Genomic DNA, 12,137 nt, shown 5'->3' with positions numbered 1-12,137 from the left:
CGCTATAATGCAAGCCCAGTAAAAACACGATGAGCCGCAAGGCGAAATCCGAAGGATATGCATACGATGTCGCAAAACGATCGAACTCAACTGATTCCCGATCCGCAGCAGCCGAGCAGGCACACCGGCGGCGTTCAGTCGCCGCGTCCTATCGCGCCGAGCCGCGGTCAGCAGCGAGGTGCGGCAAACGTTTCCCAACGTCCGAACAAGCAGCATCAGCAGCGCCAGGCAAATGGCAATGCGCCCAAGCAGCCCCCCACGCACGCTCGAGGCGATCGCGGCCCCGCACGCAAACCCGCCGAGAACAATAAGTCGGGCAAAAAGACGACGCTCTTTGTCGTTCTGGGTCTTATCGTCATTGTCTATATCGTAGGCGTTGTAGCGTTTTCGCAGGTAGCCTACCCCAACACCACTATCCCCGGCGTCGATGTCTCGTTCTCCAACGCTTCGTCTGCCGCCACCAAGGTCAACTCGGCTTGGAAGCACTATAAGCTCACCGTGACAGGCGATGACTTTAGCTGGACCTATCAGCCCGAGTCCGATGAGCCCATTGTCGACGGCGAAGCTGCCGCAAAAGAGATTATCAGCCGCAACGAAGCCATTGTATGGCCGGTTCGCCTTGTAGAATCCTTAAGCGGCAAGACCAAAACAACCGCTAGCTCCAACGAAGTCGATCTTGATCAAGACGTCGACCTGTCCATGCTCTCCGACACCTTTGACCAAAAGCAGTTTGAGAAGGATCTGGGCGCCGCCATCGACGAGTTTAACGAGGGGCGTTCGGGCGCGTTCGAGGCCAATAGCTCCTATGACGAGCAGGCCGGCAAGTTTACCGTCGAGAAGGCGCGCTCCAACGAAAAACTCAACCGCGAGCATGTCATTAAGTATGCCGAGCTCGAGCTTGCCTCGCTGGCCGAGACCGTAGATCTTTCCAAGCTCGGCAACGTTGCCTATGAGCCACTCAATGGAACGCTGACCGATGATCAGATTCAGGCCGCATGCGATGCCGCCAACAACTTCTTGGGCGTCAACGTGACCCTCAAGCTCAACGGCGAGGATGCCGGCAAGGTTGATGGCAGCTCCGTGTTGCAGTGGATCAGCTTTGCCGATCCGGCCAACCCCACGCTCGATACGTCGCAGATCAGCAGCTGGGCAGCCGAGCTTGCCAACGGCTTTAATACCGTGGGCTCCACTCGCTGGTGGACGCGCGCCGATGGCAAGCAGTGCGCCGTCGAAGGCGGCGACTTTGGTTGGTCCATCGACAGCAGCTCGCTCGCCAAGCAGGTCGAAGACGCCATTAACAACAAGCAGACCGGCGAAATCGAGATCAAGTACTCCCAGAAGGCCGACACCTTTACCGCAAAGGGAGAGCCCGACTGGAAGGCATACATCGATGTCGATCTGTCCGAGCAGCACGCGCGCTACTACGACGAGAGCGGCAATATCGTGTGGGAGGCCAACTTTATCTCCGGCAAGCCGGGAGAGGACGCCACGCCCGAAGGCGTTTGGCAGATCAACAGCAACAATGGCGCCAGCAAGCTCATCGGTGCCAAGGACCCCGAGACCGGCAAGCCCAAATACGAAAGCCCGGTTAGCTACTGGATGCCGTTTGAGGGCAACATGATCGGCTTCCACGATGCCACCTGGCAAAACGACAAGAGCTTCGATAACGCCGAGTCGTACAAGTGGTGCGGCAGCCACGGTTGCATCAACCTGCGCCTGGCCGACGCCAAGGCACTTCACGACTGCATCAAAGTCGGCCTGTGCGTGGTTGTCCACTCGTAGTGCAACGCGCGCATTCCTACAACGTGGAGCCGCTGCGACCAATCTAACAGTTCCGAAAGAATCCGCCATATGCGCCCGCCTTACGCGACGAGCGCATATACTTATTGAGGAACTTTCTATAAAGGAGACGCTATGCCGAATGTCCCCACCATCACCCCAGGCCCGGATGATGCCGAGTACACGCCCGAAGGTGCCACCGAAACGATTCCTCTGATTAAAAACGTACATGCCGACAAGCAGAGCGAACGCACGAACGATACGGCCGAAATTTCCGATGAAGAGGCGTATGCCAAGCTCAAGGCAAAACGTGCCGAACGTCGACGCAAAAAGCTGATTCGACGCGGTATTGCCGCCGGCGTCGTAGGTGCCATCGCGCTCATTGCCATTGTCGCAACCCTGGTTATCAATGCGCAGCCGCAGGGCGCTAGCGGGCCTGTGACCGACATGGTGACCGAGGGCACGTTTACCACAACGGTCGAGGCGAAAGGCCAGCTCAAACCCATTTCGTCCTCAGTGGTCTCCCCTTCTGTCGACGGTACGGTCGATTCGATCAACGTGCAGGCAGGCCAATCCGTCAACGAGGGCGACGTGCTTATGACCATTAAAAACGACGAGCTCGATCGCAACGTTGCCGAGGCGCAGCGTGCAGTTGCAGCCGCCCAGGAAGACCTCACCAACGCGCAGAAAGCCGCCGCTGTCGCGCAGGCCACCCCAACGACGGACGTCGATGGAGCTTCCGCAGCGGCTGGCGTCTCCACCGCATCAGCGGACACGAACGCCGTATCGGCCGCGCAGCGCAGCCTCGCATCGGCCCAGGCAAACCTCGACCAGGCGAACGCCAAGGCCGCCAGCCGTACGGTCACGGCCCCGAGCTCGGGTAGCATCGTGGAGCTCAACGCCAAGGTGGGCGCCACGGTAACAGGCGGCATGATCATGGGCGAAAGCGATACAAGCGGCGGCAAGCAGTGCATGCAGATTGCCGACCTGTCCAAGATGAAGGTGACCGTGCAGGTGGGCGAAAAGGATATCGCCAAGATCGCCGTGGGCCAGAGCGCCAACGTGACCTATCCAGCGTTTCCCGATATCGTGAGCCAGGGAACGGTCACGGCCATCGCCTCGGTGGCAAACTCCGACTCCAACTCCGGCGGCGGCAGCGTGACCTTTAACGTCGACATCCTCATCGAAGCACCCGACAGTCGCCTTAAGCCGGGTATGACTGCCGAGGTCTCGGTAGTGACCGAGAAGCTCGACGACGTGGTTATGGTGCCGACCATGGCGCTGATGACCGAAGATGGCGAGCACTATTACGTCAATCTGGCCACCGATTCGGAAGGCAAGAAGACGCGCCGCGTGAAGGTGACCGTCGTGACGCAAAACGACAACGAGGCTGTAGTCGGTAAGACGCAGGTCAAGCGCGACGACCAGGGCAACGAGATCAACCCAGACGTCCCGGTTACCAAGTTACGCGACGGCGACACCATCGTGACGGATACCGGCACAGGCATGACGGCAGACGGTGGCGACAACATGCCTGCCGACGAGGGCAAGTAATGCGTCCCGTCATCGACATCCGCAACGTGCACCGCATCTTTGAGAGCGAGGCCGGTTGCGCCCACATCCTGCATAACGTAAGCCTGGCAGTAGATCCCGGTGAGTTCGTCGCCATCACCGGCCCCTCGGGCTCGGGCAAGTCGACACTCATGAACATCCTGGGCTGCCTGGACAAACCGACGGCGGGCGATTACTTCCTGCAAGGGCTCAACGTCGCCGAGCTCGACGATGATGAGCTCACCGAGGTGCGCGCGCTGAGCATCGGCTTTGTCTTTCAGAGTTTTAACTTGCTGCCGCGTCTGACGGTGATCGAAAACGTCATGCTGCCGCTATCCTACACCAATGTGCCGCGTAGCCAGCGCGAGATGCGCGCCGTGCACGCGCTACAAGCCGTCACACTGCCGGTCGACCATTGGGACCACCGCATATCGGAACTCTCGGGCGGACAGATGCAGCGCGTCGCCATCGCGCGCGCCCTCGTCAACGACCCGCCCATCATTTTGGCCGACGAGCCAACGGGAAATCTAGACTCGACAACCGGGGCACTCGTCATGGAAACCTTCCACAAGCTCCAGAAACGCGGCAAGACCATCGTACTCATCACGCATGACCCCGGCATCGCCGCCGAGGCCGATCGAGCCGTAACCATCCGTGACGGGCGAATCCATGACGGCGCATATGTCGCGCATACACCGAATACGTTACGCGGGGCCGTCAAAAACCTGCCCGCGATTTCTGCAACCACCAATCAGCCGAAAGGAGCGAAGGCATGAGCACCCGCGATCTTGTCCAAGAAGCCCTTCACTCGCTCGAGGCCAACAAGGGACGCAGCCTGCTCACCATCCTTGGCATCGTCATTGGCATCGCCTCGGTCATCGCCATGACTTCGCTCATCGGCGGCATCCAAAACAGCCTTGTCAACAGCCTGGGCCTCAATGCAGCCCGCATGATAGAGATCTATTCGTCCCAAGAACTCACCGATTCGGATGTGGAAAAGCTTCGCAAACTGGTGCCGCAGATTGAGCAGATCGGCATCGTCGATAGCGCCTATTCCGAGTACAAGGTCGGGGATAAAAGCTATACCGTCATGGCACACGGCGTCGATAGCGACATGCTCGATGCCGTGGGCGCCAGCAAGCTCGTTGCGGGACGTGTCTATTCACAGGCAGAGTCTCAATCAGGCTCGCGCGTGGCACTCATCAGCCGCGGCGGCGCCGATCAGCTTTACGGCAACGAACAGGACGCACTGGGGAAAACCATCAAGGTGTCCAACGGCGAGGTGCAGATTGTAGGCGTGATTGATGGCGGCAGCGACTCCATGGGCTCGCTCACGCTGTATATGCCACGCGAAACCATCTCCGGCCTGTTTGGCGACGAGAATCCTTCATTTCCCAGCGTGACGGCACTTGCCGCCGAGGGCACAGACATGGACGAGCTCTGCAAGACCATCGAGTCTAAGGTGCGCGCGATGAAGGGCATCTCGGAGGATGATGAGTACGACAGCGTATCGGCGACCTCCATGAAAAGCGCCATCGATGCACTCAACTCGTTTATGGGCGCCTTCTCGCTCATCATGGGCGCTGTCGCCAGTATCTCACTGCTTGTCGGCGGAATCGGCATTATGAATATGATGCTTACCAACGTGACTGAGCGCATCCGCGAGATCGGTATTCGCCGTGCCTTGGGCGCCAGTCGCCGCGATATCACCGCGCAGTTTTTGGCCGAGTCCTCGGCGCTGTGCGTCACCGGTGGCCTGCTGGGTGTCCTGATTGGCTATCTGCTGGCCTGGGGCCTCGCGATGTTTGCCGCAGGATCAGGGGTTCTCAACGAGCTCGGTGCCAGTGGGGAGATCACACCGAGCTTTTCAATCGCCACGGTGCTGCTGGCCTTCGGCGTCTCCGTCGGCATCGGCGTAATCTTTGGCTTCTACCCCGCTCGCCGCGCGGCAAAGCTCAACCCGGTGGAGTGCCTACGCTACCAGTAAGCCACCACCAGCTACCAGTAAGCCACCACCAACAAGTTGCGGTAAATTAGGGACTGAATATGCTATCTAGCAGCAAAAACAGACACTATTTCACCGCAACTTATTGAAGGGCTGTTTGCGCCAGTTCCGGGTGTCGTCCTCGAGCTATTGGCGGATGACGGGCTTGTACGGGTCGAGCTTGCTCGAGGCGATCCTCCTCGCGGGCGGGAGGGCGCGCTAGGCGCGGCGAGCGCCTAGCGCGCGAACTCCCGTAAGAGCGCGTCTTCCACTTCCCGAAGCGAAAGGGCCCCGCCTCCCTCGGCGGGACGGGTGACCACGATGCAGCGCGCTCCCACGTCGCGCGCGGCGGCGAGCTTCTCGGCCGTGCCGCCTACGGTTCCCGAGTCCTTGGTCACAAGCCACTGGGCGCCCACCTGCCGAAGCATCGCCTCGTTGAGCTCGCGGGTGAAGGGCCCCTGCATGCCGATGACGTGCGACGGCGAAAACCCCGCGTCGATGCACTTCGTTATAGCACCGGGCAGCGGGAGCACACGCACGAAGAAGCGCTCCGCGAAATCGGCGACGCGCGTGTAGGGAGCAAGCTCCTTGCTCCCCGTCGTGAGAAGCGCGCGACCCGGGTTCTCGGAGAGAAAGCGCGCCGCGCAGGCGATCGACGCGACCGACACGACGCCTTTGGGCAGCGCCTCGGCCGGGCGCGCAAGGCGCAGGCATCGTGCACCCACGGCGAGCGAAGCGGCCCGGATGTTGCCGCTTGCGAGCGTAGCGAAGGGGTGCGTGGCGTCGACGACGATGCGCGCGCCGGAAAGCTCGCGCTCCATGTCGGCCTCGTCGAGCCTGCTCGCATGCACCTCGATGCCCGGAAGCTCGCCCAAAAGCTCACCTCCGTACTCGGTTGCCGCGTAGGCACGGGCGGGGATGCCCGCCCCGCTCGCCCATTCGCACAGAAGGCGGCCCTCGGTGGTGCCGGCGAAGATGCGCAGCGCTGGCACGGATGCGGGGGCCGTCACTTCGCGCCACCCGTGCGCGTGATCTGGTAGAGCAGCGAGTTCATAATGGCGGCCGCCACGGTCGAGCCGCCCTTGCGACCCCTCGCGACGATGGCCGGCACGCGTCGCGCGAGTAGCTCCTCTTTCGCCTCGACCACGTTCACAAACCCGACCGGCACCCCAACGACGAGCGCGGGCGCGATCTTCCCCGCGTCCATGAGCTCGGCGAGGCGCAGAAGTGCTGTGGGAGCGTTGCCGACGGCCACGATGAGCGGACCCTCGATGCCGCAAGCTTTGTCCATGCTCGCAACGGCGCGAGTCGTGCCCGCGGCGCGCGCAGCCGCGGCGACATCAGGGTCGGCCATGTAGCACACGGCCTTGCAGCCGAGCTTCGCGAGCGCGGGCTTGCTTATGCCTGCGAGCGCCATGTTCGTGTCGGTGAGCACCGTGGCCCCTGCGCGCAGTGCGTCGAGCGCACAGTGCGCAGCGTCATGGGTGAACACGAGGGAATCGGCGTACGAGAAGTCGGCAGTAGTGTGGATGACGCGCTTCACGACGGGCTCTTCGAGCGGCGGGAACGTGCGGCCGCCGAGCTCTTCGGTGATGATCTCGAAGCTGCGCCGCTCGATGTCGCCGGGCGCCATCTCCTTGGAATCCATCTAGTACTCCACTCCTTCCCTTGCACATATCCCCTGAGAGTAGGGGTGTTTCTCGCACCGCATCTCGGTTATGTAGTCGGCCTTCTCCACGATCTTGCGGGAAGGCGCGCGCCCAGTGAGCGCTACTTCGACGCCGCGCGCGGACATATCGAGCGCGCGGTCCACGAGCGCCTCGTCGACAAGCCCCTTCGAAAGCGCGTCGAGCGCCTCGTCGAGCACGAGCAGCCCCTCCTGAGCGCCCTCGAACTCGGCGAGCGCGGAAGCGAGGTTCCCATCGTGCAGCTCGCACGTCGCGGCAAGTTCTTCCGACGTCATTGACCAGGTAAACTTGTCCGACACCTTCCCCGCGAACACGGGCACGCCGAAATGCTCGGCGAGCAGGCGCGCCTCCCCGCTTTCGCCGTCTTTCAGGAACTGCACGACGACGACGCGGCGGCCTGCAGCGAGCATGCGAAGGGCGAGGCCCATCGCCGCCGTGGTCTTGCCTTTGCCGTCGCCATGATACACGTGGATCATACGCCCTCCTCGATAATGCGGTAGACATACTCCATGTCGAGCGCCCCGCGCACGACGTCGGCCAGGCGGTCGAACTCGCGCGCACGGTGATCGGCTGCGGACGCTGCGCCCGCAGCACCCACCACGCTCTCGGGCAGGCCGCGCTTGCGCGCGAGCGAGCGCGCGAGGGCGAGCGCCAACCCCGGTTCGTCGAACAGGCCGTGGAGATAGGTTCCGAACACGTTTCCGCAGGCCGCGCCTTCTGGTTTGCCGCCAATCTTGCCTGCAGGGGCGCAGGAGACGGTCGTTTCACCGTCGTGAATCTCGTACCCGCGCGCCGTCATGCCGTTCCACACCGAGAACGCGCCTTGGGCGCCCGTGATGCGCAGCTCCGACTGGGCGAGGCGCTTTTCCTCCTTGAACACCGTACTTGCAGGGATGAGCCCGAGCCCGCGCGCGGTGCCAGCGCCTTCCCTGCCGTGCGGGTCGGAAAGCTCGTCTCCCAAAAGCTGGTAGCCTCCGCATATGCCGAGCACCGGCGTGCCCGCGCCCGAAAGCGCGCGTACACAGGCTCCGATGCCGCTAGCCGCAAGCCAGCGCGCGTCGTCGAGCGTGGTCTTCGAGCCGGGGAGCACCACCAGGTCGGGTCGGCCCAGATCGGTCGTCGAGGAAACGTAGCGCACGCCCATGCCTGGCACGCGCGAAAGCGGGTCGAAGTCGGTGAAGTTCGAAAGATGCGGAAGGCGCACGACGGCGACATCGATGACGCCGCGCGCCTCGCGGGCAGATAGGCGCGGCGCGAGCGAGTCCTCGTCATCCAGGTCGAGCGTAAGATACGGCACGACCCCCACGACGGGAACCCCGCACATCTTCTCGAGCGGGGCCAAACCCGGGCGCAGGATTTCCACATCGCCGCGGAACTTGTTCACCACAAGCCCCCGCAAAAGCGCGCGATCCTCGGGCGCAAAGAGCGCGACCGTACCGTAGAGCTGGGCAAACACCCCGCCTGGGTCGATGTCGCCCACGAGCAGCACGGGGGAGGACACGGCGCGCGCGAGCCCCATGTTGACGATGTCGTTTTCGGAAAGGTTGATTTCGGCGGGGCTGCCGGCGCCCTCGATGACGATGACGTCGTTTTCCTCCGCGAGCGAATCGAACGCCTCCAAAATCTGCGGCATGAGCGCCTTCTTTCGCGCGAAGTAGTCCCTCGCAGCGAAGGCTCCCTGGGCCTTGCCGGCCACGATGAGCTGGCTTCGGTGGTCGCTTTCGGGCTTGAGAAGGATGGGGTTCATGCGCACGTCGGGCGCGATGCCGCACGCCTCAGCCTGCATGATCTGGGCGCGCCCCATCTCGAGCCCGTCGGCCGTGACACCGCTGTTGAGCGCCATGTTCTGGCTCTTGAAGGGAGTCACGCGCAGGCCGTCCTGCGAAAGCACACGGCACAGCCCCGCCGCAAGCAGGCTCTTACCCGCGTTCGACATTGTGCCCTGGATCATGATGGGCTTCGCCCTACCCACGGGTATCGACCTCCTTCGCCGAGCCTCGGCCATCCGCGCCCGCCATAGCGCCGCCACAAGAAACGCCGCCCCGTTCGTCGGGTTCGCCTTCGCCCGATGCACCTTCCGCCCGAAGCGCGCGGCCGAACGCCATCGCAAGCCGGGCATTCTCCTTGCGCGTGCGCACCGCGACGCGGCACCAGAAACGGGACAGTACCGAAAACGAGTCGCACGTGCGGACCAAAACCCCCTGTTTATACAGGCGCTCGGGGATGTCTTTCGCCGGAGTGCGGACTAAAAGAAAGTTCGCATCCGATGGCACGACGGAAAGCCCGAGTGAGGAGAGCTCGTGGGAAAGCCACGCTCGCTCGCCCGCCAATACATCGCGCGTGCGCGAGACGTATTCAACGTCTTCCAGGGCGGCGATGCCCGCGGCCTCGGCGACCGAGGAAACGGGCCACGCCTGCCCCGCCCGGCGAATCCCCTCGATGAGTTGGGCGTTTCCGCTGATCAGATATCCCAACCGCAACCCCGCCATTCCGTAGAGCTTGGTGAACGCGGAGAGCACGGCCACATGGCGCGAACACGCGGCACGTGCGGCCACGCTCCTTTCGCGGGCGTCGGGCGCAAATCCGAGGAAGCACTCGTCCACGACGAGCAGCGCGCCCACCTGCTCGCAGCGGCAAGCCGCGGCATCGATCACGCTGGGGTCGACGAGGCGCCCCGTCGGGTTGTTCGGATTGCAGAGGTACGCCACATCTCCCGGACCCTCGATCGCGCGGGCGAAGGAGGCGGGCACGTCGAAGTCGTCCGCTTCGGAGAGCGGGAACTCCTGCACGCATGCGCCGTAGTACGATGCCGCCTCCGAATATTCAGAGAACGTCGGCGCGCACACGACGATGCGTTTCGGGCGCACCGCCGCGGCGAGCCGCCAGATGATGTCGGACGCGCCCGCGCCGCAGACGATAGTATCTTCGGGAATGCCCTGGGCGCGCGCTAGGGCGCGAACGAGGGCGAGGCTTTCCCTATCGGGGTAGGCGTCGATTCGAGAAAGCGCCTTGCAAGCTGCGGCGACGGCGCGCGGCGAGGGGCCTGCCGGATTCACGTTCACCGAGAAGTCAATGAGGTCGGAGGCGCCCCTATCGCAAGCGATGCCGAGCGATTGCGCGCTGCCCCCATGCGTACGGGCGCGCAGGATTCCCCCGGCAGCCCGGGGCGCGGCGTGGTCTTCCCTCATGCCATCGCCCCCACGGCGAGCACGACCGCCGCGCGCGCGGCGCCGAAGACGACGAGCGCGCATACGGACGCAGCGAGCATGAGCCTTGTCGCCCGGGCGATGTCGCCCCACTCGATTTCGCGGGACGCGTCTCCTATCGTCGGTTTCTCAACGAGCTTGCCGAAATACACCGCGGGTCCCGCCAGGCGCAGCCCGAGCGCGCCCGCGCACGCTGACTCGGTCTGCGCCGCGTTCGGGCTCGCATGGCGACGCCTGTCGCGGCGCCAGATGCGCGCCGCCCCGCGCGCGTCGAGCCCGACGATCGGGCACACGACGATCATGAGCAGAGCCGATAAGCGCGAGGGAATCCAGTTCAGCGCATCGTCGAGGCGCGCCGAAGCGCAGCCGAAGTCGATGTAGCACTCGTTTTTGTAGCCCACCATGCTGTCGAGCGTGTTCACCGCCTTGTACGCCATGCCCAAGGGCGCACCCCCGATCATAAGGTAGAAAAGCGGCGCGATGACGCCGTCGCTCGCGTTCTCCGCCACCGTTTCCACAGCGGCGCGCGCGACGCCCTGCTCGTCGAGAACAGACGTGTCGCGTCCCACGATGAGCCCGACGGCTTCGCGCGCCTCGACAAGTCCGCCCTTCGAGAACGCGCGGGCCACGGCCAGGCTCTGGCGGCGCAGCTCGCATGCCGCGAGAATCTGATAGCTCGCCCATGCCTCGGCCACGAAGCGCAGGCCGGAGTGAACCACGCCGCAAAGATGCAGGATTCCCCAGGTCAAAAGCCCACACGCAAGCGGAAGCGCCACGGCGAGCACAAGCCCTGCGGCGCGCGTGCCCGCGGACGTTTGCGGGAATGCGCGCCGCAGGCGGCCTTCGGCCCACGTGATCGCGCGCCCCATGGCGACGACGGGATGGGGAAGCCAGCGCGGGTCGCCGAAGGCAAGGTCGGCCGCGAACCCGGCGGCGACGGCAAGAATCGTCATCACCGGGCATCGCCCCCCGAAGCGGGGCGAACGTCGCGAAGGCAGCGCCCATCCCAAGTGGCGGCCCATGCGCCGCCCGGCTCGGTATGCACGTCGAAGTATCCCATTTTCGGGACAGCTAGCTCGGAGAGCAGCGCTTTCACGGTACCCGCGTGAACGACGAAGACGGCGCGCCCACTCCCCTGGGCGCGCTCCGATTCGCACGCCTCCCGAAACGCCGCGATGACGCGGCGGGTGAAATCGCTCTTGCCCTCGCCATGCGGGCAGCGCGTCTCGCACCAGGAGTCTACCCAGGCGCGATAGCGCGCATCCTCTTTAAGCTCGGCGGCGCTTCGCCCCTCGAAGTCGCCGAAATCCATCTCGCGCAGACCGGGGCACGCCATAAGCTCCGCGTTCGGGAAGAGGATGCGCGCCGTCTGGTCGGTGCGGGCCATGCCGCTCGTGATAACACGGAACACGTCACGATCGCACGCGAGGTCGCGCAAAGCGCGCTCGCCCGCACTCGACAGGGGCTCGTCGGTGCCCGCCCCGCTGTAGCGGTGGTCTTCCGTGCCCGCCGTGGCACCATGGCGCACGAAGACGACTTCCAAAGGCGCACCCGCGCCCTGCGTCCCTCGAGGTGCATCGGCAAGGTTTCCTTTGATGACCTGGGGAATCCCGCACGTCATGCGCACGACGACGTCGGCGCGCGCAGCGAGCGCGCATCCCAGGCGCCCCGCGCGCTCGCGCCATTGGGCGTCTTCCGCACTCATGGGGACGACCCCCGAGCCGACCAAGGGCAGAATCACTGCGTCGAAGCCGATCAGCCGCTCGAGCGCCCGGTCAGCGTCGAGCGCGCGTACGAGTTCCTCAGCACGGTATGCGACGCGGCCGGCAAAAGCCGCGGGCACGCCGCCCTCCGCAAGCTGCGCCGCATCGACGAAATCGTCCGCCGCGAACCCGAGTTTTTCGCGCACGAAGGTCCTCTTCCCCGAAT

At 64.1% G+C, this 12,137-nt stretch carries 11 protein-coding genes; 4 read left to right on the top strand and 7 right to left on the bottom strand.

The genetic code is table 11. From position 1 onward, the window contains the following. The first annotated feature begins 66 nt into the window (after window positions 1–66). The 4 genes from DW003_RS08585 to DW003_RS08570 all read left to right on the top strand — a co-directional run bounded on the left by DW003_RS08585 (window position 67) and on the right by DW003_RS08570 (window position 5,317). Complete coding sequence (locus tag DW003_RS08585; RefSeq protein WP_158573219.1) at window positions 67–1,782, top strand: L,D-transpeptidase; 1,716 nt, start codon at window positions 67–69, stop codon at window positions 1,780–1,782. A 132-nt stretch (window positions 1,783–1,914) separates the two neighbouring features. Beyond that, window positions 1,915–3,333 carry an efflux RND transporter periplasmic adaptor subunit gene (locus DW003_RS08580; protein WP_118388612.1) on the top strand — a complete coding sequence of 473 codons (1,419 nt, stop codon included), beginning with the start codon at window positions 1,915–1,917 and terminating at the stop codon, window positions 3,331–3,333. Beyond that, complete coding sequence (locus tag DW003_RS08575) at window positions 3,333–4,106, top strand: ABC transporter ATP-binding protein (RefSeq protein ID WP_118388611.1); 774 nt, start codon at window positions 3,333–3,335, stop codon at window positions 4,104–4,106. The genes DW003_RS08580 and DW003_RS08575 overlap by 1 nt, the downstream gene beginning before the upstream one ends. Next, entirely contained in the window at window positions 4,103–5,317 is a 1,215-nt protein-coding gene (locus DW003_RS08570; RefSeq protein WP_118388609.1) for an ABC transporter permease, read from the top strand. The genes DW003_RS08575 and DW003_RS08570 overlap by 4 nt, the downstream gene beginning before the upstream one ends. Window positions 5,318–5,550: 233 nt before the next feature. Here DW003_RS08570 and cobK read toward each other — a convergent pair whose 3' ends face one another. Genes cobK through DW003_RS08535 form a run of 7 tightly spaced genes read right to left on the bottom strand, consistent with a single transcriptional unit; the run spans window position 5,551 to window position 11,913 of the window. After that, window positions 5,551–6,324: a precorrin-6A reductase gene (gene cobK / locus DW003_RS08565; RefSeq protein WP_118388607.1), complete on the bottom strand. Its 774-nt coding sequence runs from the start codon at window positions 6,322–6,324 to the stop codon at window positions 5,551–5,553. After that, window positions 6,321–6,962: a precorrin-8X methylmutase gene (locus tag DW003_RS08560; RefSeq protein ID WP_118388605.1), complete on the bottom strand. Its 642-nt coding sequence runs from the start codon at window positions 6,960–6,962 to the stop codon at window positions 6,321–6,323. Before DW003_RS08560 ends, cobK begins: the two co-directional genes overlap by 4 nt. Further along, on the bottom strand, window positions 6,963–7,478 hold the full coding sequence (locus tag DW003_RS08555) for a cob(I)yrinic acid a,c-diamide adenosyltransferase (RefSeq protein ID WP_118388603.1): 516 nt from the start codon (window positions 7,476–7,478) through the stop codon (window positions 6,963–6,965). Continuing rightward, window positions 7,475–8,974: a cobyric acid synthase gene (locus DW003_RS08550; RefSeq protein WP_233539732.1), complete on the bottom strand. Its 1,500-nt coding sequence runs from the start codon at window positions 8,972–8,974 to the stop codon at window positions 7,475–7,477. The genes DW003_RS08555 and DW003_RS08550 overlap by 4 nt, the downstream gene beginning before the upstream one ends. Further along, on the bottom strand, window positions 8,967–10,190 hold the full coding sequence (locus tag DW003_RS08545; protein WP_158573217.1) for a histidinol-phosphate transaminase: 1,224 nt from the start codon (window positions 10,188–10,190) through the stop codon (window positions 8,967–8,969). The genes DW003_RS08550 and DW003_RS08545 overlap by 8 nt, the downstream gene beginning before the upstream one ends. Next, on the bottom strand, window positions 10,187–11,161 hold the full coding sequence (gene cbiB / locus DW003_RS08540; protein ID WP_118388599.1) for an adenosylcobinamide-phosphate synthase CbiB: 975 nt from the start codon (window positions 11,159–11,161) through the stop codon (window positions 10,187–10,189). Before cbiB ends, DW003_RS08545 begins: the two co-directional genes overlap by 4 nt. Further along, entirely contained in the window at window positions 11,161–11,913 is a 753-nt protein-coding gene (locus DW003_RS08535) for a histidine phosphatase family protein (RefSeq protein ID WP_233541285.1), read from the bottom strand. The genes cbiB and DW003_RS08535 overlap by 1 nt, the downstream gene beginning before the upstream one ends. Window positions 11,914–12,137: the final 224 nt, after the last annotated feature.

This window comes from Collinsella sp. AF36-3AT (assembly GCF_003475205.1).
In the GTDB taxonomy this organism is placed as follows: domain Bacteria; phylum Actinomycetota; class Coriobacteriia; order Coriobacteriales; family Coriobacteriaceae; genus Collinsella; species Collinsella aerofaciens_AF.
This window is presented reverse-complemented; position numbering and strand designations above follow the sequence as displayed.

What these genes read in the sequence shown, in the direction of transcription:
- DW003_RS08545 (WP_158573217.1), bottom strand. Translation starts at nt 10,190, where the DNA reads ATGAGGGAAGACCACGCCGCGCCCCGGGCTGCCGGGGGAATCCTGCGC.
- DW003_RS08560 (WP_118388605.1), bottom strand. Translation starts at nt 6,962, where the DNA reads ATGGATTCCAAGGAGATGGCGCCCGGCGACATCGAGCGGCGCAGCTTC.
- DW003_RS08585 (WP_158573219.1), top strand. Translation starts at nt 67, where the DNA reads ATGTCGCAAAACGATCGAACTCAACTGATTCCCGATCCGCAGCAGCCG.
- DW003_RS08575 (WP_118388611.1), top strand. Translation starts at nt 3,333, where the DNA reads ATGCGTCCCGTCATCGACATCCGCAACGTGCACCGCATCTTTGAGAGC.
- DW003_RS08570 (WP_118388609.1), top strand. Translation starts at nt 4,103, where the DNA reads ATGAGCACCCGCGATCTTGTCCAAGAAGCCCTTCACTCGCTCGAGGCC.
- DW003_RS08535 (WP_233541285.1), bottom strand. Translation starts at nt 11,913, where the DNA reads ATGAGTGCGGAAGACGCCCAATGGCGCGAGCGCGCGGGGCGCCTGGGA.
- DW003_RS08580 (WP_118388612.1), top strand. Translation starts at nt 1,915, where the DNA reads ATGCCGAATGTCCCCACCATCACCCCAGGCCCGGATGATGCCGAGTAC.
- cbiB (WP_118388599.1), bottom strand. Translation starts at nt 11,161, where the DNA reads ATGACGATTCTTGCCGTCGCCGCCGGGTTCGCGGCCGACCTTGCCTTC.
- DW003_RS08555 (WP_118388603.1), bottom strand. Translation starts at nt 7,478, where the DNA reads ATGATCCACGTGTATCATGGCGACGGCAAAGGCAAGACCACGGCGGCG.